This window comes from Solidesulfovibrio sp. (assembly GCF_029978005.1).
Classification (GTDB): Bacteria; Desulfobacterota; Desulfovibrionia; order Desulfovibrionales; family Desulfovibrionaceae; genus Solidesulfovibrio.
In genome coordinates, this window is sequence record NZ_JARKOZ010000059.1 from 1 (window position 1) to 23,310 (window position 23,310).

Annotated in this window: 26 protein-coding genes; 17 read left to right on the plus strand and 9 right to left on the minus strand. The window is 68.9% G+C overall.

From position 1 onward, the window contains the following. From Q1K70_RS07210 to Q1K70_RS07225, 4 genes are all read left to right on the plus strand, one after another. On the plus strand, positions 1-820 hold an 820-nt coding region (locus tag Q1K70_RS07210; protein ID WP_300157353.1), incomplete at its 5' end, for a UbiD family decarboxylase. A 2-nt stretch (positions 821-822) separates the two neighbouring features. Continuing rightward, positions 823-1,419: a DNA-3-methyladenine glycosylase I gene (locus Q1K70_RS07215; protein WP_300157356.1), complete on the plus strand. Its 597-nt coding sequence runs from the start codon at positions 823-825 to the stop codon at positions 1,417-1,419. Between the two features lie 81 nt (positions 1,420-1,500). Next, positions 1,501-1,998 (plus strand): DUF488 domain-containing protein, encoded by a 498-nt coding sequence (locus tag Q1K70_RS07220; protein WP_300157358.1) that lies wholly within the window; start codon positions 1,501-1,503, stop codon positions 1,996-1,998. Positions 1,999-2,050: 52 nt separating this feature from the next. After that, the gene (locus Q1K70_RS07225) at positions 2,051-2,302 is read left to right on the plus strand and encodes a hypothetical protein (protein ID WP_300157360.1); all 252 of its coding nucleotides are present in this window, start codon (positions 2,051-2,053) and stop codon (positions 2,300-2,302) included. A gap of 7 nt (positions 2,303-2,309) precedes the next feature. On the opposite strand, the gene Q1K70_RS07230 is transcribed toward Q1K70_RS07225, so the two are convergent. Next, positions 2,310-3,203, minus strand: a complete 894-nt coding sequence (locus Q1K70_RS07230) for a LysR family transcriptional regulator (RefSeq protein ID WP_300157362.1) — start codon at positions 3,201-3,203, stop codon at positions 2,310-2,312. A gap of 70 nt (positions 3,204-3,273) precedes the next feature. Here Q1K70_RS07230 and Q1K70_RS07235 point away from each other — a divergent pair, with 70 nt between their 5' ends. After that, the gene (locus Q1K70_RS07235; protein ID WP_300157364.1) at positions 3,274-4,149 is read left to right on the plus strand and encodes a DMT family transporter; all 876 of its coding nucleotides are present in this window, start codon (positions 3,274-3,276) and stop codon (positions 4,147-4,149) included. A 121-nt stretch (positions 4,150-4,270) separates the two neighbouring features. On the opposite strand, the gene uvrC is transcribed toward Q1K70_RS07235, so the two are convergent. Further along, complete coding sequence (gene uvrC / locus Q1K70_RS07240; RefSeq protein WP_300157366.1) at positions 4,271-6,157, minus strand: excinuclease ABC subunit UvrC; 1,887 nt, start codon at positions 6,155-6,157, stop codon at positions 4,271-4,273. Between the two features lie 116 nt (positions 6,158-6,273). On the opposite strand from uvrC, the gene Q1K70_RS07245 reads away from it, so the two are divergent. From Q1K70_RS07245 to Q1K70_RS07280, 8 genes are all read left to right on the plus strand, one after another. Next, the gene (locus tag Q1K70_RS07245; RefSeq protein ID WP_300157368.1) at positions 6,274-6,744 is read left to right on the plus strand and encodes a TIGR00725 family protein; all 471 of its coding nucleotides are present in this window, start codon (positions 6,274-6,276) and stop codon (positions 6,742-6,744) included. A gap of 20 nt (positions 6,745-6,764) precedes the next feature. After that, the gene (locus Q1K70_RS07250) at positions 6,765-7,268 is read left to right on the plus strand and encodes an HIT domain-containing protein (protein WP_300157370.1); all 504 of its coding nucleotides are present in this window, start codon (positions 6,765-6,767) and stop codon (positions 7,266-7,268) included. A gap of 13 nt (positions 7,269-7,281) precedes the next feature. Then, a complete protein-coding gene (locus tag Q1K70_RS07255; RefSeq protein WP_300157372.1) occupies positions 7,282-7,683 on the plus strand; it encodes a LapA family protein in 402 nt (133 codons plus the stop codon). A 45-nt stretch (positions 7,684-7,728) separates the two neighbouring features. Beyond that, positions 7,729-10,350 (plus strand): DNA mismatch repair protein MutS, encoded by a 2,622-nt coding sequence (gene mutS, locus Q1K70_RS07260; protein WP_300157390.1) that lies wholly within the window; start codon positions 7,729-7,731, stop codon positions 10,348-10,350. 10 nt (positions 10,351-10,360) lie between these two features. Continuing rightward, positions 10,361-11,599 carry a diaminopimelate decarboxylase gene (gene lysA, locus Q1K70_RS07265; RefSeq protein WP_300157374.1) on the plus strand — a complete coding sequence of 413 codons (1,239 nt, stop codon included), beginning with the start codon at positions 10,361-10,363 and terminating at the stop codon, positions 11,597-11,599. A 214-nt stretch (positions 11,600-11,813) separates the two neighbouring features. Then, positions 11,814-12,350, plus strand: coding sequence for a GDSL-type esterase/lipase family protein (locus Q1K70_RS07270; RefSeq protein WP_300157376.1), 537 nt, complete (start codon positions 11,814-11,816; stop codon positions 12,348-12,350). A 21-nt stretch (positions 12,351-12,371) separates the two neighbouring features. Continuing rightward, positions 12,372-12,698, plus strand: coding sequence for a cupin domain-containing protein (locus tag Q1K70_RS07275; protein WP_300157377.1), 327 nt, complete (start codon positions 12,372-12,374; stop codon positions 12,696-12,698). Positions 12,699-12,820: 122 nt separating this feature from the next. Beyond that, complete coding sequence (locus Q1K70_RS07280; protein ID WP_300157378.1) at positions 12,821-13,081, plus strand: amphi-Trp domain-containing protein; 261 nt, start codon at positions 12,821-12,823, stop codon at positions 13,079-13,081. A 161-nt stretch (positions 13,082-13,242) separates the two neighbouring features. On the opposite strand, the gene Q1K70_RS07285 is transcribed toward Q1K70_RS07280, so the two are convergent. Further along, positions 13,243-14,265, minus strand: coding sequence for an alpha-hydroxy-acid oxidizing protein (locus Q1K70_RS07285; protein WP_300157379.1), 1,023 nt, complete (start codon positions 14,263-14,265; stop codon positions 13,243-13,245). A gap of 255 nt (positions 14,266-14,520) precedes the next feature. Between Q1K70_RS07285 and Q1K70_RS07290 the strand changes: the two genes are divergently transcribed. The 3 genes from Q1K70_RS07290 to Q1K70_RS07300 all read left to right on the plus strand — a co-directional run bounded on the left by Q1K70_RS07290 (position 14,521) and on the right by Q1K70_RS07300 (position 16,866). Beyond that, a complete protein-coding gene (locus Q1K70_RS07290; RefSeq protein WP_300157380.1) occupies positions 14,521-15,168 on the plus strand; it encodes a LysM peptidoglycan-binding domain-containing protein in 648 nt (215 codons plus the stop codon). 47 nt (positions 15,169-15,215) lie between these two features. Further along, the gene (locus tag Q1K70_RS07295) at positions 15,216-16,232 is read left to right on the plus strand and encodes a tetratricopeptide repeat protein (protein WP_300157381.1); all 1,017 of its coding nucleotides are present in this window, start codon (positions 15,216-15,218) and stop codon (positions 16,230-16,232) included. Between the two features lie 160 nt (positions 16,233-16,392). Continuing rightward, positions 16,393-16,866, plus strand: a complete 474-nt coding sequence (locus Q1K70_RS07300; RefSeq protein WP_300157382.1) for a hypothetical protein — start codon at positions 16,393-16,395, stop codon at positions 16,864-16,866. A 12-nt stretch (positions 16,867-16,878) separates the two neighbouring features. On the opposite strand, the gene Q1K70_RS07305 is transcribed toward Q1K70_RS07300, so the two are convergent. From Q1K70_RS07305 to Q1K70_RS07320, 4 genes are read right to left on the minus strand one after another with little or no spacing between them, the layout of a single operon-like run. Beyond that, on the minus strand, positions 16,879-18,147 hold the full coding sequence (locus Q1K70_RS07305) for a diaminopimelate decarboxylase (protein ID WP_300157383.1): 1,269 nt from the start codon (positions 18,145-18,147) through the stop codon (positions 16,879-16,881). A 1-nt stretch (position 18,148) separates the two neighbouring features. Beyond that, complete coding sequence (locus Q1K70_RS07310) at positions 18,149-19,357, minus strand: SLC13 family permease (protein WP_300157384.1); 1,209 nt, start codon at positions 19,355-19,357, stop codon at positions 18,149-18,151. A gap of 53 nt (positions 19,358-19,410) precedes the next feature. After that, the gene (locus Q1K70_RS07315) at positions 19,411-19,626 is read right to left on the minus strand and encodes a 4-oxalocrotonate tautomerase family protein (RefSeq protein WP_300157385.1); all 216 of its coding nucleotides are present in this window, start codon (positions 19,624-19,626) and stop codon (positions 19,411-19,413) included. 23 nt (positions 19,627-19,649) lie between these two features. Next, positions 19,650-20,840 (minus strand): YbfB/YjiJ family MFS transporter, encoded by a 1,191-nt coding sequence (locus Q1K70_RS07320; RefSeq protein ID WP_300157386.1) that lies wholly within the window; start codon positions 20,838-20,840, stop codon positions 19,650-19,652. Positions 20,841-21,124: 284 nt separating this feature from the next. On the opposite strand from Q1K70_RS07320, the gene Q1K70_RS07325 reads away from it, so the two are divergent. Next, positions 21,125-21,994 (plus strand): LysR family transcriptional regulator, encoded by an 870-nt coding sequence (locus Q1K70_RS07325; protein ID WP_300157387.1) that lies wholly within the window; start codon positions 21,125-21,127, stop codon positions 21,992-21,994. 46 nt (positions 21,995-22,040) lie between these two features. On the opposite strand, the gene Q1K70_RS07330 is transcribed toward Q1K70_RS07325, so the two are convergent. Both Q1K70_RS07330 and Q1K70_RS07335 read right to left on the minus strand, forming a co-directional pair. Further along, entirely contained in the window at positions 22,041-22,754 is a 714-nt protein-coding gene (locus tag Q1K70_RS07330) for a carbonic anhydrase (RefSeq protein WP_300157388.1), read from the minus strand. 170 nt (positions 22,755-22,924) lie between these two features. Further along, on the minus strand, positions 22,925-23,310 hold a 386-nt coding region (locus Q1K70_RS07335), incomplete at its 5' end, for an exodeoxyribonuclease III (RefSeq protein WP_300157389.1).

Below are 23,310 nucleotides of genomic sequence, written 5' to 3' on the forward strand. Positions count from 1 at the left end.
GGCCGTGGCCCTGGGCCCGGACCCGGCCTGCACCTACGCCGCCACCGCCCCCCTGCCCGACGACATCGACGAATTCCTCTTCGCCGGCTTCCTGCGCCAGGCTCCGGTGGAGCTCGTGCAGTGCAAGACCGTGGACCTGCAGGTGCCGGCCTCGAGCCAGTTCGTGCTGGAAGGCTACGTGGAGCCGGGCGAACTGCGCCGCGAAGGCCCCTTCGGCGACCACACGGGCTATTACTCCCTGGCCGACGACTACCCGGTCTTCCACGTGACGGCCCTGACCCACCGCAGCGACGCCGTCTACCCGGCCACCCTGGTCGGGCCGCCGCCCATGGAGGACTGCTACATGGGCAAGGCCACCGAGCGGCTCTTTTTGCCGCTGATCAAGAAGCAGCTGCCGGAGATCGTGGACATGAGCCTGCCGCTCGAAGGCGTGTTCCACAACTTCTGCTTCGTGGCCATCGACAAGCGCTATCCCGGGCACACCCGGAAGGTCATGTGCGCCATCTGGGGCCTGGGCCAGATGATGTTCACCAAGTTCATCGTGGTGGTGGACGCGGGGGTCAACGTCCACAACACGGCCGAGGTCCTGTGGCGGCTCGGCAACAACGTCGACCCCCGCCGCGACGTGGTGGTGGTCGACGGCCCCCTCGACGCCCTGGACCACGCCGCGCCCATGCCCTTTTACGGCGGCAAGATGGGCATCGACGCCACGAAGAAGGGCCCCGAGGACGGGCACATGCGCGAGTGGCCCGATTCGCTGGCCATGTCCGCCGAGGTCAAGGCCCGCATCGACGCCCTGTGGGGCGAGCTGGGGCTCTAGCCGTGACCGGCGAGCCTCTCGTGCGCTGCCCCTGGTGCGGGGACGATCCGCTCTACGTGCGCTACCACGACGAGGAATGGGGCGCGCCCTTGCACGACGACCGGGCGCTCTTCGAGCTGCTCATCCTCGAAGGGGCCCAGGCTGGCCTGTCCTGGCACACCATCCTCAAGCGCCGCCAGGGCTACCGGGCGGCCTACGACGGCTTCGACCCCGAGGTCGTGGCCGGCTACGGCCCGGACAAGCTGGCCGCCCTGGCCGCGGACGCCCGCATCGTGCGCAACCGGGCCAAGATCGCGGCCTCGGTGGCCAACGCCCGGGCCTTTCTCGCCGTGCGCGAGGCCTTCGGCTCCTTCGACGCCTACTTGTGGCGCTTCGTGGACGGGCGGCCCATCGTCGGCGGCCGCGCCTCCCTGGGCCAGGTGCCGCCCACCACGCCCCTGGCCGAGTCCCTCAGCCGCGACCTCAGAAAACGGGGCTTCGGCTTCGTCGGCCCGACCATCGCCTACGCCTTCATGCAGGCGGCCGGACTGGTCAACGACCACCTGACGGGCTGCTTCCGCTACCGAGAGCTCGTCGGGGACGGCAAGGCCGCCCCCTGACGTCCCGCCGCATTCCATTGATCGTTCGTACCGGGCATGTCGCGGCGGCATGCCCGCCCCAAGCCGGAGGACGCGACGCCAGTGCATCAGGAACCCCTCGTACGCGGGCCGATCTTCACCATCGGCCACGACAGCCACGAGCGCGCGACGTTCCTGAGCCTGCTGGCCTGCCAGGGGGTCAACCTGCTGGTGGACGTGCGAAGGGCCCCCTTCTCCCGGTACATGCCGCACTTTTCCAAGGAGGCGCTGGAAGCCTCGCTACGGGCCTGGGGAGTCGGCTACCTGTACCTCGGCCGCGACCTGGGCGGGCATTCCTTGGGCGACGGCATCGTGAACGCGGTCTCTTTCGTGCGGGGCGTGGACCGGGTCATGGAAGCCTGGAAGCAGTCCTTCAGGCTGGCCCTTTTCTGCGCCGAAGAAGACCCCGGGCGTTGCCACCGGGCAAGCCGCATCGCCCCGGCCCTGCTCGCCCGGGGGGCGAGGGTGGTCCACATCCGGGGCGACGGCAGCCTGGAGCCCCATACCGCGGCCTGGAACGATTACGCCATGGCCGGCCGCAACGGCGACGAGGAAGGCTGACCGGCCGCTTGGGCCGGCTGGCCGCAAACCTATGCAAAAAGGAGAGGCAGGCATGAGCCAGCCCGAGGAAACAGGCGCGCAGTGGGTGACGGTTTCGAGTTTCTGCCGGCCGTGCCGGCCCGAGCCGGCCTTCGAGGAACTCGTGGCCGAGGAGGTGGCGCGCTGGGCCGGCATCGCCGAGGAAGCCGGCCTCGTTCCGGACGAGCACATCCGGGTGGCGCGGGCCGACGAGGTGACCGTGGAAGTGAGCCCCCGGCTCGACGCCTATTTCACGCCGGTCCAGACCTTGTGGAAGGCCGAATAGCCGGGCTTTATTCCTTTTCCCCGCTTCCCCCCGCTTCCTCGGCTTCCCCTGCTTCCATGCCGGCGAGCGCCCGGGCCAGGCAGCCGGCCAGGGGCGTGGGTTCGGATGGCAGGAGCAGGGCCGCCTCGCACACGGGCAGCGCCGGCAGTCCGGCCTCGCCGGGCGCGAGCACCCGCCAGTCCGGCGGCACGGCCCGGCCGATCAGGGCGGCCACCGCCCCCCCGGCTCCGGCGATGGCCGCCAGCCCCGCCACGTGGGAGGCGCGGCAGGCCTCGCGGTGGGCCAGCCCCGCCGCCTGAAGCGCCGCCAGGACCATGGGCCGCGTCCGACAGCCCTCGGCGAACAGCGCCACGGGCAGGGGGCGGACCCGATGGGCCGCGCTCCCGGCCGGCAGGCACCACACGAGAGGCTCGCGCCAAAGGAGCGTCCCGGCCGCGCTCCCCGGGGCGCGCACCACCACGGCCAGATCGAGTTCCCCGGCCCAAAGGGCCGCCTCCAGGCGCTCGGACAGGTCGCACCGGACCTCCAGGCAGGCCCTGGGCCGCTTCTCGGCCAACAGCCGCGACGCCGTCGCGGCCTGGGTCGCCAGGCATTCGTCCGTCACGCCCAGGCGCAGGGTCTGTCCGGCGCGCGTCGCCTCCAGGGCGCTCGCCGCCTCGCAGGCGAGTCCCAGCATGCGCCGCGCGTAGCCGAGAAGCACCGCGCCCTGGGTCGTGGGCCGGCAGCCGTGGCGCGAGCGCTCCAGCAGCCGGCAGCCGGCGGCCTGCTCCAGAGCGGCCACGGCGGCGCTCACCGCGGCCTGGGTCCGGTGCAGCGCCCCGGCCGCGGCCGTGAAGCTGCCCGTGTCCGCCACCGTGGCCAGGGTGCGCAGGGCTTGCAGGTCCAGACCGGCGATATCCATAAAAATCCTTTATGGAAGCATCGATTCATTTCATTATATCTTATGCGAAAGCGGGCGTAAACGTCCTGCCATGTTCGCGCGCATCGCCCCGCCCCTCTTCGTCGTGCTCTGGTCCACGGGCTTCATCGTGGCCCGGGCCATCGCCGGTCAGGCCGATCCGTGCCTGTTTCTGACAGCCCGCTTCGCCCTGGCCGCCGTGGTCCTGGCCCTGCTGGCCGCGCGGGCCGGGGCGGCCTGGCCCCGGGGGACGCGGCTGGCCGGCCATCTGGGGGCCGGCGCGGTGCTGCACGGCGTCTACCTGGCCGCCAGCTACAGGGCCGTGGCCCTGGGCCTGTCCCCGGGCGTGATGGCGCTTATCGGCTCGCTCCAGCCGCCCCTGACCGCCGTCGCGGCGGCGCTTTTTCTCGCGCAAAAGCCCGACAAGCGCCTCGTGGCCGGCATGGCCGCGGCCCTGGCCGGCGTGGCCCTGGCCGCCTGGCCCGCACCGGGCGCGCCCGGGCCGGGTCAGGCGCTCTATCCCCTGGGGCTGGCCTTTTGCGCCATGGCCGCCATCACGGCCGGCACGCTCCTCCAGCGCTCGCGGCTGGCCGCCGCCGACCTGCGCGCGGCGGCGGCGACCCAACACGGCGGCGCGACCCTGGTCACGCTGGTTTTGGCCTGGTTTTGGGGCGAAAACCGCTTTGCGCCGACGACGACCGTGCTCGCGGCCCTCGGCTGGAGCGTGGTCGGGCTTTCCCTCGGCGGCGCGGGACTGCTGGTCTGGATGATCCGGCGCGGGGAGGCGGCTCGGACCGTGTCGCTGCTCTTCCTGGCCCCGCCCCTGGCCGCGGCCCAGGCCTGGCTTTTCTTCGACGCCTCCTTAAGCGGCGCGCAACTGGCCGGGTTCGCCCTGACCCTGGCCGGCGTCGCAGCGGCCAGGGCCGGACGCCCGCGCGGCGATTCATAGGGAATATGCCGGCATTTGTTAACAAAAATCAATTATTACAATTTATACGCACGGAATATGTACGCGCCCTTCGCGGACGCGGCGCTCTGGGAGGTGCGGCCGAGGCCGGAGGAGAAAGGGCTCAGTCCGGAAGCCCGGCCAGGGCCTCGGCCACGGCGGCGGCCCGCTTGGGGCCGAGGCCGGCCTTTTGCGCGATCTCCCCGGCTCCGGCCGCCTTCATGGCCGCCACCGAGCCGAAGGCCTCCCAGAGGAGCCTGGCCGTCTTGGGCCCGATGCCGGGCAGGGCCAGTACATCGCTGGCCAGGCCGGTCTTGGTCCTGGCCCGGCGCTGGCGGCCGATGGAGAATTCGTGCACCGCATCGCGCACCCGTTGGAGGAAAAGGAGTTCCGGCGAGCCGGGCCGCAGGGACAAGGGGTTCTTGCGCCCGGGCACGTGGACGACGTCGTGGAGTTCGTTCTGGGCGCGCGTGTCGCCCTTGGAGATGGCGGCCAGGGCGAAGGCCCCGCCCGCGCCGGCTGCGGTCAGGGCCCGGGACACGGCCTCGAGCTGGCCCTTGCCGCCGTCGATGAGGAGCAGCTCCGGCCAGGGCGGGCCGGAAGCGGCGCGTTTGGCGGCGAAGGCGGCCAGGGCGAGGTAGTCGTCGGAAGTGCCCTCGGCCTCGGGAAAGGCGTAGGCCCGGTAGTCGCGCTTTTTGGGCGCGCCCTCCTCGAAGACGACCAGTCCCACCCGCACGCCGCGCCCGCCCAGGTGGGAAACGTCCACGGCCTCGATGCGGGAAAGCAGCGGCAGGCCGAACTTGGCGGCAAGCGACGGCAGCACGTCGCGCTCGGCCGCCTTGGCCGCCTCTTCGGCGGCGCGGCGGGCGTTGACCTCGGCCAGTTCCAAAAGCTTGCGCTCCTCGCGGCCCCGTGGCGCGCCAAAGCGTACGGCCCCACCCCGGCGCTCCTCCAGGATCTCGGCCAGGGCCTGGGCGTCCCCCTGCCCTTCGCCGCCGTCATTGTCGGCGTCGGGGCCGCCGTCGCCGGCGGCGGCCGTTTCCCCGGCCGCCGCCGGGGCCAGGGCGTCGGGAACCACCACCCGGGACGGAATGAAGCTCTCGGGCCGGTAGAACTGGGTGAGCGCGCTGCCGGCGGCCCAGACGGCCTCGCCCGCCTCCAGGCCCGGGAAAAAGAAGGTCTTGCGGTCGAGCAGCCGTCCCTGGCGCACGAACAGGATGCAAAGGCCCACCCCGTGCTCCGTAGCGGCGAACCCGACCACGTCCATGTCCACCAGGCGCGTGAGCACGGTCGCCTGGCCCTCCACGGTGCGGCGCATGGCCCGCAGCAGGTCGCGAAGCCCGGCCGCCTTCTCGAAGGCCAGGGCTTCGGCCGCCGCTTCCATCTCCTTCTGGACGTTCTTTATGATCTCGGCCGAGCGGCCGGTGAGAAAGGCCTCCACCCGGCGCACCAGCTCCATGTATTCGCCGGCGTCCACGGCCTTGACACACGGGGCCAGGCACTGGCCGATGAAATGGTACAGGCACGGCCGCACCCGGTTGGCCATGGCCCGGTCGCCGCACTTGCGCAGGGGAAACACCCGGCCGAGCTCCTTCCAGGTGGCCCGGGCGGCGGCGGCCGAGGTGAAGGGGCCGAAATAGGCCGCGCCGTCGCGGGCCACCCGTCGGGTGAAGGCCAGCCGGGGATAGGGCGAGCGCTTGTCGAGCTTGAAAAGGATGTAGTTCTTGTCGTCCTTGAGCACCACGTTGTAGCGGGGCCGGTGCTTTTTGATCAGGCTCGATTCGAGGAGCAGCGCCTCCTTTTCCGAGGCCGTGAGCAGCACCTCCACGCCCTCCACCCGGGCCACCAGGGCGGCGGTCTTGACGGTGTGCCCGACGTCGCCGCGAAAATAGGAGCCGAGCCTGGCGCGGAGATTTTTCGCCTTGCCGACGTAGAGAATCTTCCCGCGCGGCCCCTTCATGAGATAAACGCCCGGTGACGTGGGAAAATTTTGTGAGGTAAAAACGAACATGGCCCCTAAGGATAGCCCGGCGGCGCGGCGGACTCAAGCCTTGGGCCGGCAACCTTTCGTCATCGGGCTAAGGCTCCCTTGCCCTTGGAGAAAGACGCGTGTAGGAACAGTCGGACATGACGACGGCGCGACCCAGGCGGATTTCGGTCATCGGCGCGGCTTCCTGCGACGCGGCCACGGCGGCCCAGGCCCGACGGCTCGGGGCGCTTCTCGCCGGTCGCGGCTGGGAGGTCGTGTGCGGCGGGGGCGGCGGCGTCATGGCGGCCGCCTGCCAGGGAGCCCGGGAGGCCGGCGGTCGCACCATCGGCATCCTGCCGGGAAACGACCCCGGCGCGGCCAATCCCTACGTGGACGTGCCCATCGCCACCGGACTGGGTATCGCGCGCAACGTTTTGGTGGTACTCAACGGCGAGGCGGCCGTGGCCGTGGCGGGCGGGGCCGGCACCCTGTCGGAGATCGGCTTGGCGCTCAAGCTCGGCCGGCCCGTGGCGGCCATCGGCTACTACGGCTGCCTGCCCGGAGTCCGGGCGGTCGCAAACCCCGAAGAGGCGGCGGAAGCCGTCGCCGCCCTGCTCGACGGATCGTAACGGTTGGGAGCTTAATCCGCATGGTCGAAGTGTTGTGGGCGCCCTGGCGCATGGATTACATCCTTGGGCCCAAGCCCGACGCCTGCGTCTTTTGCCTGCCCGAGGACGCCCGTGAAGACAGGGAACGCCTGGTTCTGGCCCGGGGGCGGCACACCTTCGTCATCATGAATAAATTTCCGTACAACTCCGGACATCTGATGGTCACGCCCCTGCGCCATGCCAGCTGCCTCACCGAACTCACGCCGGACGAGGCCCTGGAACTGACCCAGGGACTCACCTTTTGCACCAAGGCGATGCACGAGACCATGCACCCGCAAGGCATCAACATCGGGCTCAATCTCGGCGAGGCGGCCGGCGCCGGCATCGCCGCCCATCTGCACTTCCAGATGGTGCCGCGCTGGAACGGCGACTCCTCGTTCATGGCCGTTTTCGGAGAGACGCGGATCGTGCCGCAGCTTCTGCTCTCCACCTACGATCGGCTCAAACCGTTTTTCAAGGGTTACCCCGCAACCGTTACGTCGTGACAAGGAGGCCTCCATGCGCGTGATCAAGGTGCTTTTCCTGCTCGTGTTCTTCTTCGTCTGCATGCTCTTTTTCGTGCAGAACACCGCCATCCTGGAAACGCCCCTGCTGCTCAAGCTCGGCGCGTTCGGCTACATGGTGCAAAGCCCGGCCGTGCCTTTCTACGTGGTGCTGCTGATCTCCTTCGTCGCCGGCGGCCTGTTCTGCACCCTGTACTTCCTGGCCGAGAAGGTCCGCCTGGCCACGAGCGTGCGCAGCCTGCAGAACAAGGTCAACGCCATGGAAAAGCAGCTGGCCTCCCAGAAGAAGTCCACGGTCGCCGCGCCCATCGTGGCCCCGAGCTACGCCGCCGCGACCCCGGCTTCGCCCGCGCCCGCCGCCGACGTCCCGGCCGCGGACAAGAAGGCCGACGCCTAGTCCGTCGCCGCGCCAGCCGCCGTGGGGGAAATCAAGCTGACCCCCATGCTGGAGCAGTACCTGCGCTTCAAGGAAGAGCATCCTGGCGCATTGCTGTTCTATCGCATGGGGGACTTCTACGAGATGTTCTTCGAGGACGCCGTCACGGCGGCCCGGGAACTCCAACTGACGCTCACCTCGCGCAATCCCGAGGCCGCATCCCCCGTGCCCATGTGCGGCGTGCCCCACCACGCCGTGGAGGGGTATCTGGCCGAACTCCTGGACAAGGGGTTCAAGGTCGCCGTGTGCGACCAGATGGAGGACCCCAGGCAAGCCAAGGGGCTGGTCAAGCGGGCCGTCACCCGCGTGCTCACTCCGGGCACGGCCGTGGAGGAAGGAAACCTCCGGGCCAAGGAACACAACTTCCTGGCCGCCCTCTACTACGACGCCGACGAACGGGCCGGCGGCCTGGCCTGGGTCGACTTCTCCACCGGCGAATGGTCCGGGCTTTTCTCCCGCGACGCGGCCCGGCTGTGGCAGTGGATGGTCAAGATCGGCCCACGGGAACTGCTCCTGCCCGAAGGCCTGGAGCCGCCCCGCGACGTCCCGCGCGAGGGCATCCACCTCAGCCGGTTCCCCCTAAAGCCCCACTTCGACTTCTCCAGCGGCCGCGACAAGGTGCTGCGGGCCCAGGCCGTGGCCGACCTCGACGCCCTGGACGTGGGCGACAAGCCCCAGCTCGTGCGGGCCATGGGGGCGCTGCTCACCTACCTGACGGCCACCCAGATGCGCGACCTGGGCCATCTGCGGCCGTTTCGGCCGGTCAACCTGGGCCGGCACATGCTGCTCGACGAGGTCACCGAGCGCAACCTGGAGATCTTCCGCCGCCTGGACGGCCGCAAGGGCCGCGGCACGCTGTGGCATGTCCTGGACCGCACGGTCACGCCCATGGGCGGCCGGCTGCTCGAATCCATGCTGCGCCAGCCCTGGCTGGACCTCGCCCCCATCGCCGAAACCCAGGACGCCGTGGCCTGGCTCGTGGACGACGTGGAGCGCCGCGAGGCCCTCGGCGCGGCCCTGTCCGACATCCACGACCTGGAACGGCTGACCACGCGCATCTTCCTCAACCGCGCCGCGCCGCGCGATTTCACCGCCCTGCGCCAGTCGCTGCGCGCCCTGCCCGGCCTGCGGAAACTGGCGAATGCCGGCGAAGCCGCGCCCGGGGCCACCAGGGAGCTTGTTTCCGGCTGGGACGACCTGGACGACGTGCGCGATCTCCTGGACCGGGCCCTGGTGGACTCCCCGCCGCCCCTGGTCACCGAGGGCGGGCTCTTCCGGCCCGGCTACCATGCCGAACTCGACGAGCTCATGGAGCTCACCGAGCACGGCGAGGCCCGCATCCAGGAACTTTTCGCCAGCGAGCGCGAGGCCTGCAACCTGCCCAAGCTCAAGCTCGGCTACAACCGGGTCTTCGGCTACTATTTCGAGCTGTCGCGCTCGGGGGGGTATCCGCCCGAGCACTTCGAGCGCCGCCAGACGCTCGCCAACTGCGAGCGCTACGTGACCCCGGCGCTCAAGGAGCTGGAGGAAAAGCTCACCGCCGCCGGAGACAAGCGCAAAAGCCTCGAATACAACCTCTTCACGGAACTTCGCGGCCGCATCGCCGACGTGCGCGACCGGGTCATGGACACCGCCGCCAAAGTGGCCCGCCTGGACATCTGGCAGGGGCTGGCCACGGCGGCCGTGGCCGGCGACTGGACCCGGCCCAGGCTTAGCCAGGACCTTTCCATCGCCATAAAAGCCGGCCGCCACCCCGTGGTCGAGGCCGTCCAGGGCGTGGGCAACTACGTGCCCAACGACGTGACCCTGCCCGAGTCGGCCAAGGTGCTGCTCATCACCGGCCCGAACATGGCCGGCAAGTCCACGGTGCTGCGCCAGACGGCGCTGATCGCCATCCTGGCCCAGATCGGCTCCTTCGTGCCGGCGGCCCGGGCGGAGATCGGCCTGGTGGACCGGGTCTTCTGCCGGGTCGGGGCCTCGGACAACCTGGCCCAGGGCCAGTCCACCTTCATGGTGGAGATGATGGAGACGGCCCGCATCCTGCGCCAGGCCGGCCGGCGCAGCCTCGTCATCCTCGACGAGATCGGCCGGGGCACGGCCACCTTCGACGGCCTGGCCCTGGCCTGGGCCGTGGTCGAGGACCTGTGCGGCCGCGACGACGGCCTTGGCGTGCGCACCCTCTTCGCCACCCACTACCACGAGCTGACGGCCCTGGAGGGCCGCCTGCCCGGGCTTCGCAACGCCAACATCGCGGTCAAGGAATGGAAGGGCGACATCGTGTTCCTGCGCCGCCTGCTGCCCGGCCCGGCCGACCGCAGCTACGGCGTGGAGGTGGCCAAGCTGGCCGGCGTGCCGCGAAACGTGGTCAAGCGGGCGCGGGAGATCCTCACCGAGCTCGAGCGCAGCCGTGAGCCGGGCAAGGTCGCCCAGGCGGGGCGCGAACTGGGCCAGCCGGCCCTGCCCGGGCTCCTCGGAGGGCTTGCCGCCCCTGGGGAAGCCGCGCCGCCCCAGGCCGAAAGCCTGCTTCTTGACGAACTCTCCCGGCTCGAACTAGACCGGATGACGCCGCTCGAGGCGCTCACGAAGCTGTGCGACTGGAAAAACCGCTTCGGCGGCCCCGCATCCTAAGGAGACCGACATGCATCATTTCGAGTACCGGGGCGGCGAACTCTACGCCGAGGACGTCCCCGTTTCCACCCTGGTCGCCGCCTACGGCACGCCCCTTTACGTGTACAGCGCCGCCACGCTGCGCCGGCACTTCACGGCCTTCGATTCGGCCTTCGCCTCCCTGCCGCACCTGACCTGCTTTTCCGTCAAGGCCAATTCCAACCTGTCGGTCTTAAAAACCCTGGCCGGGCAAGGCGCGGGCGTGGACATCGTCTCGGGCGGGGAACTCTACCGGGCGCTGGCCGCCGGCGTCGATCCGGCCAAGATCGTCTACTCGGGCGTGGGCAAGCGGGCGGCCGAGATCGAGCAGGCCCTTTCGGCCGGCATCCTCATGTTCAACGTCGAGTCCCTGGGCGAGCTGGAGCGCATCAGCGCCATCGCCTCGCGCCTGGGCAAGAACGCAGACGTGAGCCTGCGCATCAACCCCGACGTCGATCCCAAGACCCATCCCTACATCTCCACGGGCCTGAAAAAGAACAAATTCGGCCTGGACATCGAGAACTCCCTGGCCGCCTACGCCCGGGCCAAGGAACTGCCGGGCGTGACGCCCGTGGGCATCGATTGCCACATCGGCTCCCAGCTCACCTCCATCGAGCCCTTCCTGGAGGCCCTGGACAAGATCCTGGCTTTCCGGGCCAAGCTTTCGGCCATGGGCATCGAGACGCGCTACCTGGATCTCGGCGGCGGCCTGGGCATCCAGTACAACGAGGAAGAGCCGCCCCACCCGCGCGAATTCGGCCAGGCCCTGACCAGGGCCATCGGCGACCTGCCGCTCACGCTTATCCTCGAGCCCGGCCGCGTCATCGTCGGCAACGCCGGCATCCTGGTCACCGAGGTCGTCTACACCAAAAAAACCCCGAGCAAGGACTTCGTCATCGTGGACGCGGCCATGAACGACCTCATCCGGCCCTCGCTTTACGATTCCTTCCACGCCATCCGCGAAGTCCGGCCGGCCGGGCGCGAGAACCTCAACGTGGACGTGGTCGGCCCCATCTGCGAGTCCGGCGACTTCCTGGCCCGGGACCGAGAGCTGCCGGCCGTGGCCCCCGGCGAACTGCTGGCCGTGTTCTCGGCCGGGGCCTACGGCTTCACCATGTCCTCGAACTACAACTCCCGGCCCCGGGCGGCCGAGGTGCTGGTGGACGGCGACAAGGTCGTCCTCGCCCGCCGCCGCGAGACCTACGAGGACCTCGTCGCCCTGGAGCGCTAAGCGGCAAGGGCGCGTCCGTTCGACGAAAAACGTGCGACGCCCCGCAACGTTCCGGCCCGTGACCACGGGAGCCGGAGCGCTGCGGGGCGTTTTCATGGCGTTGTTCGCCCCTGCGCCGGCTTGACCGGATTCGCCTGCGCCCTTATTTTGGCTTTTCCTGGGTCCAGTCGGCCGCAGGCTGCCCGGACAACGCGCCATCGGAGGACTCGCCGTCGTGAACGCCGCCCTGCCCGTGATTTTGGCCATGCAGATCGTCTTTTGCGGCGACAGCATCACCAAGGGCTGGGAGATCTACAACCTTTTCGACCAGCCGCAGAAGGTCTTCGTCAACGGAGTCGAATCCTGCACCAGCGCGGACATCCTGAAGCGCATCGAACCCATCGCCCACAAGAAGCCGCACAAGCTCTTCCTTATGATCGGCATCAACGAGATCACCGCCCAAAACCGCATCATCGACAACTACGACAAAATCATCCGTAAGATCCAAGAGCTTTCGCCCTACACCCTCATCTACGTGCAAAGCATCCTGCCCACTCGCACGAGCAACATCGACAACGCCGACATCGTCGCCACCAACGACCGCCTCAAGGAACTGTGCGCCCGCCAGAACCGTTTCGTCCACTACCTCGACCTCTACGACTCCTTCCTGGCCGACGACGGCAAGCTCGGCCCGAACTTCACCGAGGACGGCATCCATCTGACCAAGAACGGCTACTCGCTCTGGAAAAAACTCATCGTCAGCCAGATGTGACCGCCGCCCAGGGAGCCCGCCATGTCCAAGGACGCCCCCGCCCCCTACGCCATCGCCGGCAAGGAGACCATCCTGGCCACGGCCGAAGCCAAGGTCACGCTCATGACCCTGGACCCGGGCCAGGGCATCCCGCCCCACCGGCACGGCGCGGTCACGGACCACACCTTCTGCCTGTCCGGCACGGCCGCCGTGGTCCTGAGCGATCCGGAGGAGACGCTGCTGCTTTCCCCCGGCGACCGGGCCACGGTGCCGCCGGGGCGCGTCCACGAGGTGGCCAACCGGGGCGACGCCCCGGCGCAGCTGCTCCTCGTCCAGGGCCCGGGGGCCTACGACTTCCAGCCGGCCTGACGCGCCGCCGGCCTGTGTGGCGGCCGATTTTTCGCGCGCCCGTCATGACAATGACGGAAAAGGTGGTTAAGGAGATCGAATACCCCTCCGCAACCCGATGCCATCCCCATAAGGAGCGCAGCATGAGCGAGAAGTCCGATCTGTTCCATTGCGACGAAAAGATGCTGACCTACGACGCCGCCGTCGTCCTTGAAAAGATCGTGGAAGGCCTGCGCCAGCGCAAGCTGGCCGGAACCACCGAAGACGGGCCGGTCTGCGTCGACCTGCCGCTGACGGCCCAGTTGGAGATCAGCTTCAAGCAGAAGGTCAAGCCCGGCAAGTCCAAGCGCAAGCTCTCCATCGAGCTGGCCTGGAAGGAAGAGGACGCGCCGGCGGCCGAATAACGGCCCGACGCCCGCAGCGAAGAAAGCCCTCCCGGACGTCGCCGTCCGGGAGGGCTTTTTGTCGTATCCCTGGAAAAATACGAGAGTATTTTTTCAAAAAAACATAATCACTGAAGCTTGTTGTCCCAGGACTGCGTATGCACGCATTGGCAGACGCGACATTAACGGGCCGGGCGCAGGATGCGCGGGGACACGGCGCGCACCGAGGCCGTGCCCGTCAGGAGCATGGCCGCGGTCAATTCGGCCTTGAGCTTTTGCAGCAGGAAGGCCACGCCCTCGGCCCCGCCGCCGAAGGCTCCGACCACCAGCGGCCGGCCGACGAGCACCGCGTCCGCGCCGAGGGCCAGGCACTTGAGCACGTCGGCCCCGGTGCGCACGCCGCCGTCGGCCAGGATCACGCAGCGTCCCTCGACCGCGGCGGCGATCTCCGGCAGCACCTCGGCCGCGCCCGGGGCATGGTCCAGCACCCGGCCGCCGTGGTTGGAGACCACTATGGCGGCCGCGCCGGCGTCGCAGGCGATGACGGCCTCGTCCGAGGTCATGACGCCCTTGACGATGAAGGGCAGGCTGGTCACGGCCACGAGCTCGGCCAACTCGGCGAAGGACTTCGGGGACACCGGCTGGCCCTTGAGCGCCATGACGAGCAGGCCCGCGCCGTCCACGTCCACGCCCACGGCCGCCGCCCCGGCCGCGTCGGCCTTGCCCAGCATCTCCTTGACCGCCTCCTGGGCCCGGGGCTTGACGATGGGGATGCCGCAGCCGCCTTGCGCCTTGATGGCCTCCACGCCGCTGCCGTACATGGCCGGGTCGGCCCCGTCGCCGCACATGCCGATGGTGCCGGCGGCAGCGGCCCCGTCGATGATCATGCGGATGAAGGCCTCCTCGGAGAGCTTGCCGCCCATGTTGTAGAGCACGCCGGTCATGGGCGCGGCCAGCACGGGCATGGAGAGCTCCCGGCCAAAGAGCGTCAGCCTGGTGTCGGCGGCCTTCACGTCGTGCAGGGTGCGCATGTTGAGCCGCCAGGAAGCCAGGGCGCTCAGGTTGGCCATGAACGAGGATCCCGTGCCCATGCCGCCCATGCCCGGGGCCTCGCCGGCGCAGACACGGCCGTCGCACACCGGGCACACCCGGCAAAATCCCTTGAGTTCCTCCCTGGCCTTCTTGCGCAACGTCGTCAGATCCATCGCATGCCTCCCGTGGCGATAATAGGGAACGGTCCCGGACCGCGCCATGGCGATCCGGTCCCCCGCCGTCCTATCCCCGCCGCCTTCCGGGGGCAACCCCGCACCCATGCCGAGGCCATCCACCGGGACGCTCGGGACGGTTCGCCGGTGAAAACGCACTTTTTTTTCACGTGACTTGGCCTTTGCCCCCATGGTAAGCGCCAGCTTCGTATGCGGCGATTACGCCGTCCGCCCAACGCCTGAAACGAGGAGCCTATGCGGCCAATTTTCGCCTGCGGGGCGCTTTGCCTTTGCGCCGCGCTTTGCGCCTGTTCCGGAGGGGACAAGGACTCCTTCCGCAATGTCGACCACGACAAAAACGGCAAGATCTCCTACGAGGAACTGCTGTTCGTCTTTCCCGACGTGCGGTCGGACGACTTCGTGCGCCTGGACACGGACGGCGACGGCAGCCTTTCGGAAGAGGAATACAAGGCTTTCCTGAAAGGCGATGCCGCCGCCCCGGCCAAGACCGCCCCGGCCAAGACCGCCCCGGCCCCGGCCGCGCCGCGCGCCCCGACCACACCGCCGTCCGGCCTGTCCCGGCCGGGCGACCCGACCCAGATGGCCGTGCCCTACCGCGGCGAGGAAGTCATCGAGATTCCCGCGCCGGGCAGCGAATCCGGCGGCAAGGCCAAGCCCGACAAGGGCAGGAAGGACGCCAAGGAAACCAGGGACGCCAAACCCAAGGCCGAAAGCGCCAAAAAGGGCGACGCCACCCAGTACACGGTGCAGCGCGGGGACAACCTCTCGCGCATCGCCCACAAGTTCGGCATCGGCGTCGACGACATCACCCGGGCCAATGGCAACATGAATCCGGACACCCTGCGCGACGGCCAGGTGCTCAACATCCCGGCCCGGCCGTAACCCGGCGGCCGGTCGACGCGACCTGCGCGAAAAAAGGACGAGGCGTCATGCGATGGATTGCCTGCGCGGTCACGGCCGCGCTGCTTGCGGGTGCGGCCTTGCCGGCCAGGGCCCTGACCCAGGAGGAGATCCTCAAGCGGCGGCTGGAGAAGATGCGCCAGTCCGAGCCCGCCATGCGCACCGAGGAACAGGAGCGCGAGGAACTGAACCGCCAGAACGCGGCAGCCGTGGCCGCTCCGCCTTCCAAGGCCGAGACCGAGACCCTGACCATTCCCGACCCGGTGCGGCCGGCCTCGCCCGACCCCAAGGGCGGTCTGTGGCAACAGCAGCAGCCGGCCAAGACCGCCGCCCCGGCCTCCGCGCCCCGGCCGGCCACGGCCGAACCCGCCGCGCCGCAACCCGCGCCTTCGGGCGGCGTCCCCATCAACGTCCCGGCCCCCGCCCCGGCCGCCTCGACGGCCTCCGCGGGAGGAACGCCCATCAACGCCCCGGCCAAGCCGACCGGAACGCCCATCAATGCGCCGGCCGAGGCGAAATCAACACCCATCAACGTGCCGGCCAAGGCGACGGGCACGCCCATCAATGCGGCCGCCGAGCCCAAATCGACGCCCATCAACGCCCCGGCCGTCCCTTCGGGGGGAACGCCCATCAATGCGCCGGGCAAGACGGCGGGCACGCCCATCAACGTCCCTTCCGGACAGCGCGACACGGCCACCGCCTCCGGCCTGGCCGCCCAGGCCGCCAGGGCCGTCCAGGCCGGCGACTCGAAAACCGCCCTCACCCTGCTCAACGAAGCCCTGGCCGCCGATCCCGGCAATGCCGACCTCTACAACAACCGGGGCAACGTCTTAAACAACATGGGCCGCCCCCGCGACGCCCTGGCCGACTACGACAAGGCCCTGGCCATGCACGCCGGCGACGCCGCCGCCTATACCAACCGGGGTCTGGCCCACGAACGCCTGGGTAACCAGGACAAGGCCTGCGTCGACTACAAGAAGGCGTGCGACCTGGGCGACTGCGACTTCTACAACAGCTTCAAGGCTGAAGGGCATTGCCGCAAGTAGGGCGGCAGGACTTTCCCTCCTCCGGAGCACACGACGTCCAACCCATCGCCATTGCAGACTCGGCATGACATTTGCTTGTCGTTTGGTGATATCGCCAACGCAAAGCCATGCCGTCCTGCGGCGACGGAACGCCGCTCGGCCCGACGGAAAGGAGGTCCCCTTGCTCCCCAGCGTGCTCGTCCTCAGTCCCCGGTCCGGCGGTCGGGAATTCCTGACCCGGGCCCTCGGCAACCAGTATGTCGTGCTGGCGGCCGCAAGCCGGGACGAAGCCCTGCGCCTGGCGCATGAACAGCCGGAATGCCGGCTGGCCTTCTGCGAAACGGGCCGGGACGCGCCCGGAGGCTTGGCCATGGCCCAGGCGCTCAAGGAAGCCTGTCCCCGCCTTTGCGTCGTGGCCCTGGTCCGGCCGCCCTCCGAGGCGTCGCGCCACAGCGCCGGCCACGGCCTCCCCTGCCCCGTGCGCACCCTGCCCATGACCGTGGCCGCCGTTCGCGAGGAAACGCGCCGGCTGCTCAAGCCTGCGCCTGCCCCGGCCCCCAAAGCCTCCTCGGGCATCCTGACCCGCGAGGAAATCGACTTCCTGCTCGGCCGTGACGACGCCTTCGGGGACGCCGCCTGCCAGCCGGCCCACTGACGCCCTTTCGCCTCAGCTTCCCCCCCCTTGGGGCGGCGGGCAGGTCCCGAGCCAGAACCGCATCACGTCCTGCGGCGTCTCGCGTTCGCGAAGCACGCTGAAACGCCCCTGCCGCGCCCCGATGATCCGGGGAATCTGCCTGCTGTTGTAGCGCGACCACATGGCCAGGGTGTAGGCCCCCACGTCCTCGATCACCACGATGTCCCCCGGGGCGAGGTCCGGCAGGCGCGCCCGACGGACCGGGAAATCCCCGGAGAAGCACAGCGGCCCGGCCAGATGCCAGACGGCGGTCCGGCCGGTCTTCTCGCGCCCGTCCGGGGTCAGGGCCCGGGTGCGGTGGGGCCAATTACGCGGGTTGTAGCATTCGCGCACGAACATGTCCGCGCCGAGGTGGATCACGGCGGTGCGGTGGCCGGGCTGGCGCTTGACGTATTCCACGCGGCTGCCGGCCACGGCGCAGGGGGCGTGCAGGAACCGGCCGAATTCCGTCACGAGTTCGAAACGGCCGGAAAAAAGGTCCGGGCAGCGGTCGGCCAGGGCCGCGGCATAGGCCCGGGGGGTGGACGGCGCGTCCCCGTCCCGGTAGGCCACGGGCAGCCCGCCCCCGAGGTCGAAGCAGCGCACCCGGCCCTCGCCGCAGCGGCGGTCGACCTCCCCGGCCAGGTCGTAGACCGCGCCCACGCCCGCGACCAGCAGGTCCAGGGGGCAACCCTGGGAACCGATGTGCACGTGCAGGCCGTCGAGCCACGGATAGCGGGCGAAGGCGGCCAGGATGGCCTCGCGCTCGGCCATGGGCACGCCGAACTTGGAATAGCGACCGGCCACGCTGGTGGCCCGGATGCGGCCGAGCCCGGCTTGCGGGTTGACGCGAAGCCCGGCCCGGGGCCTGAAGCCGTGGGCGACGGCCAGATCGCCGATCCTGGCCAGCTCGTCGAAATTGTCGGCGTTGACGCGGATGCCGAGCGTCAGGGCCAGACGCAGTTCCTCCACGGTCTTGGCCGGGGAGTCGAACACGATGCGGCCGGGGGGAAAGCCCGCTTCCAGGGCCAGATGGATTTCCGGCAGGCTGGCCGCCTCGGCCCCGGCCCCGAGCCCGGCCAGGAAGGCCAGGACCGGCGGCAGCGGATTGGCCTTGACCGCCACGGCGGCCAGGCTCTCGGCCCCGAAGGCCGCGACCACGGCGGCCAGCCGGCTTTCCAGCCGGTCCAGGTCGTAGAGCACGAAGGCCGTGTCGGCCTCCCGGACCATGCCGGCATCGAGGGCCCTGCGCAAAAGCTCCATGCTACCCCCGCAACAGCCAGAGCCCGGACACGGCCAGGCTGGCCAGGGTCACGGGCACGCCCACCCGGGCGTGCTCCCAAAATCCCAGGCGCACGCCGAGAGCCGCCGCCTGGTCGGCCACGATGAGGTTGGCGATGCTGCCCGGCAGCAGCAGGTTGCCGGCCAGGGTGCTGGACACGGCCAGGAGCACGGCCTGGCCGTGGCTCTCGTGGCCGGGCAAAAGCAGCATCACGGCCGGCACGTTGGACACGATGTTGGAGATGACGGCCGTGGCGGCGAACAGCCAGCCCGGCCTGGCCAGGTCGATGCCCAGGCGGCCGAGGCCGTGGTGGAGGTCGGTCAGGAACCCGGCCGCCGCCACCTCCCTGTTGACCACGAAAAGGCCCAGGAAAAGGAGCAGCAACTGCCAGTCCACCATGGACAGGGTCTCGCGCGAGGTCATGTGGCGGCTTAAAAGCAGCGCCCCGGCGCAGGCCAGGGCCACGTTCTCGCGCGGCGCGCCGCCCAGGCAAAAAAAGGCCATGCACGCGCCGAGGGCGACAAGCCCCTTGGCCGACTGCCAGGCGCGATAGGGCGGGGAATCGACGGCGAGGGTCAGGCGCGGCCCGGCGAAGCGGCCCCGGTAGGCGAAGACCACGCCGGCCCAGGCCAGGCCCAACGAAACGACCACGCACGGCCACGCGTCGAGGAAATAGCCGGCGAAGTCGAGCCTGGCCACCTGGCCGATGAGCATGTTCTGGGGATTGCCGATGAGCGTGGCGGCCGAGCCGATGTTGGCGGCCAGGGCCAAGCCCAGGAGATACGGCAAGGGGGAAAGCCCCCTGGCCAGGGTCGCCTCCGTCAGGATCGGGGCCATGGCCAGGCAGACGATGTCGTTGGCCAATACGGCCGACAGCCCGGCGGCGGCCAGCATGACGTGGGCCAGCAGCCCCGCCGGCGAGGCCGAGGCGGCGATGATGCGGCGGCTGACGGCCGTGTAGAACCCGCCCAGGCGCAACTGGGCCGAGACGACCATGAGGCCGAAGAGCAGGGCCAGGGTGGGCGCGTCGGCGGCGGCCAGGGCCTCGGGCACGGTGAGCAGGCCCGAGGCGACCAGGACGATGGCCCCGAGCACCGCCGCGCCGGCCCGGTCCAGAGCCAGCCCCGGCAGCCGCCCCAGGGCCATGGCCGCGTACACGAGCACGAAAACGACAAGCACGATGGCGCGCACGCCCCGGACCTAGCAGTTTTGCCGGCAAAATCCAGAACAAAATTCCGGGGGCGCTAAGCCTTCCGGTTGCGCTGGCGCACCTCCGTCACGCTCATTCCCCCGAGTCCCCAGTTGTCCTGGGCGACCTCGTCGATGACCACGACCGTGGTCGCGGGATTCTTGCCCAACACCCCGGAGAGCAGTTCCGTCACTCCCTTGATGAGCGCCGCCTTCTGTCCGGCGGTCGGCGCTTCGTTTCCCCCGGTCACCTTGATGTTGACGTACGGCATGCCGCAATCCTCCTTTTATCGCATCAATCCCGCCAGCCGCCGCGCCGGCCGCAGACACGGTTCACCCCGAGCAGCAGGGCGGCGGAGAAAAGCGCTGCCGAGGAAAGAATGAACGCCGGCCCGAATCCCCTTCCCTGGGCGCTGATCCCGGCGAGATACGGTCCGATGATCTGGCCGACGCCGTAGAGGGCCGTCATCACGGCGACCGTGTGGGCGCTGGGTTTTCCGCTCAAGGCAACGCCGTACTGGAGCGAGAGCACCGTGATGCCCATAAACGTCCCGCCAAGCAGCAGGCCGCCGAGCGCGATGACCCCGGGAGCGGCGGAAAGCGCCGGCAGCAGCGTCCCCACCCCTTGCAGGACGAAAGCGAGCACCAGCATGGAGAGGTAGCTTCCGCGAGCGGCATGACGCCACAGGGGGGCGCTGCATGCGGCCGCGCAGCCGGTGATGATCCAGGAAACATTGGCCAGGGAGACGGAATGGGTGGTCTCGCGCACCAGGGAGACGAGAAAGGTCGTGCCGATGATATAGCCGAAGCCTTCCAGAAAGTAGGAGGCAAGGAGCAGGAAATAGTCGCGGCGCTGCCCGCGTCCTCTCTCGCGATCCGTTTGCGCCCCGCGCGCGGCTGGGCGGAGCGTCGGATTCACGCCCGGCCGCAGGCAGACCAGGGAGGCGAGGCACAAGGGAAGGCACAAAACGCCCAGGCCGATCCAGGCCCCGTCGAGCCCGATGCCGTTCTCCAGAGGCTGCGCCAACATTCCCCCCAGCGCGATGCCGACGCCGACGCCGCTGTAGAGAAAGCCGGCCAGGGCGGGCCGTTGCAGCGCCATGAGCGTGTCGAGGACGATGGCCGAACACAGCACGAAGCAGGCTCCGGAGGCGAAGCCGGAAAGGAAGCGGATGGCATGCCAGGCCTGGACGGCGTGCGTCAGGCCCATGCCTGCCGTCGTGGCGACGCTCAGCACAAGAAAAGCGGCATACAGGCCATAGCGCCTCCTTCCGGGCTTTTCCCGCCGCATGGCCAGCACCCCGAGGAGGTAGCCCACCAGATTGAGCGCAGCCATGTTGCCGGCGACGGCCGCGTCGACGCCCCCTTTCTGCATCATGGAGGGTAGCATGGCCGTGTAGGCGAAGCGCCCGACGCCCATGACGATCGAAAGGCCGCAAGCGCCGCCGAACGTTTGCAGCAAGCCGTTTTTGTACAGTTTTTCCATAAACCCCTTGTCCGCCCGTTCTTGTCGCCGTCCGTTCCAGCGTGTCGCATGGCCACGGGGTACGCGAGCCCCAACCTCCAAGGCCCATCTCCCGGCTGCGCTTGCTTGCCGACTCCTCGCGTCCTGGGCAACCCCATATAAGAGCGGAAGGTTTTCCGTTACCCTGGGCCCTTTTCCCCCGCCGGACCGTCGAGGCGGGCTTGTTCTCCGCTTTCGATTTAGCTAACTCATGGATTCAAGAAAATTGAAAATAAATGAACATAACATTCTTTTTTGGAGAACGTATGGAGCTGGCCGACCTGCACGCGGTCATCGCCGTTGTCGAAGCGGGAGGCGTGACCCGGGCCGCGGCATGCCTGCACCGTGTCCCTTCGAGCGTCACCACGCGGATTCTCCGGCTCGAGGAGGCGCTCGGCGTCAGGCTTTTCGCCCGCCAGGGGAAGCAGATGCCGTGCACCCCCGAGGGACGCACCTTCTACGAGTATGCCAAACGGATCGTCGCCCTGGCGCAGGAAGCGGAGAGCCAGGTCCGAAACGTCGCGCCGGGAGGAAGATTCCGCATCGGCGCCATGGAGAGCACGGCGGCGGGACGGTTGCCCAAGCCTCTGGCGCAGCTCTACGCCCAGCATCCCCGGCTGGAGATCGAATTGACGACCGGCACGAGCCAGGCCCTGTACGAAAAATTATTCGCCAACAGACTGGACGCGGCACTCATCGCGGACGCGCCGCGAAACGACAGCCTGGAAACCGTGGCGGTTTTCACCGAACAGTTGGTCCTGATCGCCCCGGAAGGCCATCCCGACATCCGCACCCCGGCCGACATCAGGAACAAAACGGCCTTGGCCTTTCGGGAAGGCTGTTCCTACCGACGCAGGCTCCTCGACTGGTTTCACGATCATGGCGACGCACCCGACCGGATCGCCGAATTGGCTTCCTACCATGCCATTCTGGGAGGCGTTTCGGCCGGCATGGGCGTGGGCGTCGTGCCCGAGACGGTGCTGCGGCTTTTCCCCGCGCCCCAGACCCTGACGACGCACGCCCTTGCCCCGCCCTACGGCGCGGCAACGACCGAACTGGTCTGGCGCAAGGGGATGCGCTCGGCCAATGTACGCGCCCTTCAGGTATGTCTGGCCGGGACTGCAGCAGCTCAATAAAAAGGCGGCCCCGGAGGAGCCGCCTGTGTCGTCGGGCGGGGAAAGACTACTTGCCGAGCAGCGTGGCCACGCTCGGGTGTTCGCCGAACCAGCGCACCTCGCCCGAGTCGATGTCGTAGAGCGCGCCCACGACCTTGACCTTGCCGGCGGCGGCCATCTGCTTGAGCAGCGGGCTCTTGGCGTAGATGTCGCTTATGGCCTGCCAGATGTTGGCCTCGATGGACTTGCTGACGACCTCGTCCACGTCCGAGGAGGCGAAGCGGGATTTGACGGACTTGACCGCCGGGACGATGGGCGCGACCAGTTGGCCGATGTTTTCGGTCACGGGCTCGTTTTTCACAACGGCCGTCACCGCGCCGCACTTGGTGTGCCCGAGCACCACGATGAGCGGCACGCCCAGGTGCTCGGCCCCGTATTCCATGGTGCCGATCTCGTCCACGGCAGCCACGTTGCCGGCCACGCGCACGGCGAAGATATCGCCCACGCCCTGGTCGAAGAGAATCTCCAGGGGCACGCGGGAATCGGCGCAGGAAAGGATGGTGGCAAAGGGATGCTGTCCGTCGGTCGCGGTTTCGTGGCGACGGGCGGCGTCCTGGTGCGGGGCGACGCTGGCCTTGGCCACGTAGCGTGTGTTTCCTTCCTTGAGCTTGGCCAGGGCCTCGTCCGCGCTCAGCCCCGGGCCGCCGGAAGAGGCCAGGGCCAGGGCGCAGCACGCCAATAGCAGCGCCAACATGGTCGTTGCTGTGAAAAGCCGTTTCATCGCAGTTCCTCCCTCGATCTGGTTATAGAGAAACTAACTTACAATAAAAGGGAAGCGGCGGTCAAAGAAATCTTGAAAGGCCGCGATGATCCCCAAGCGAACCCGGTATGCCCGGAGGATAACAGCCCCTGACGCAAGCCGATGCGGTGTCGCCAAGGGTTGAATATGCGTCACGAAGCGTCGAGCTCGAGCCCCACCGGACAGTGGTCCGAGCCCATAACCGCGGCGTCGATCCAGGCCCGCCGCACCTTGGGCTTGAGTTCCTCGGACACGAAGAAGTAATCGATGCGCCAGCCCACGTTGCGGTCGCGTGCCTTGAAGCGGTAGTCCCACCACGTGTAATGCCCGCCTTCCTGCATAAAAAGACGAAACGTGTCCACGTAGCCGGCGGCGACGAACTTGTCGAGCCAGGCCCGCTCCTCGGGCAGGAAACCGGAGGTCTTTTCGTTGGCCTTGGCGTTTTTGAGGTCCAGGGCGGTATGGGCGGTGTTGAAATCGCCGCAGACCACGATGGGTTTTTCGCGGCGAAGCGTCTCGGCGTGGGCGAGAAAAGCGT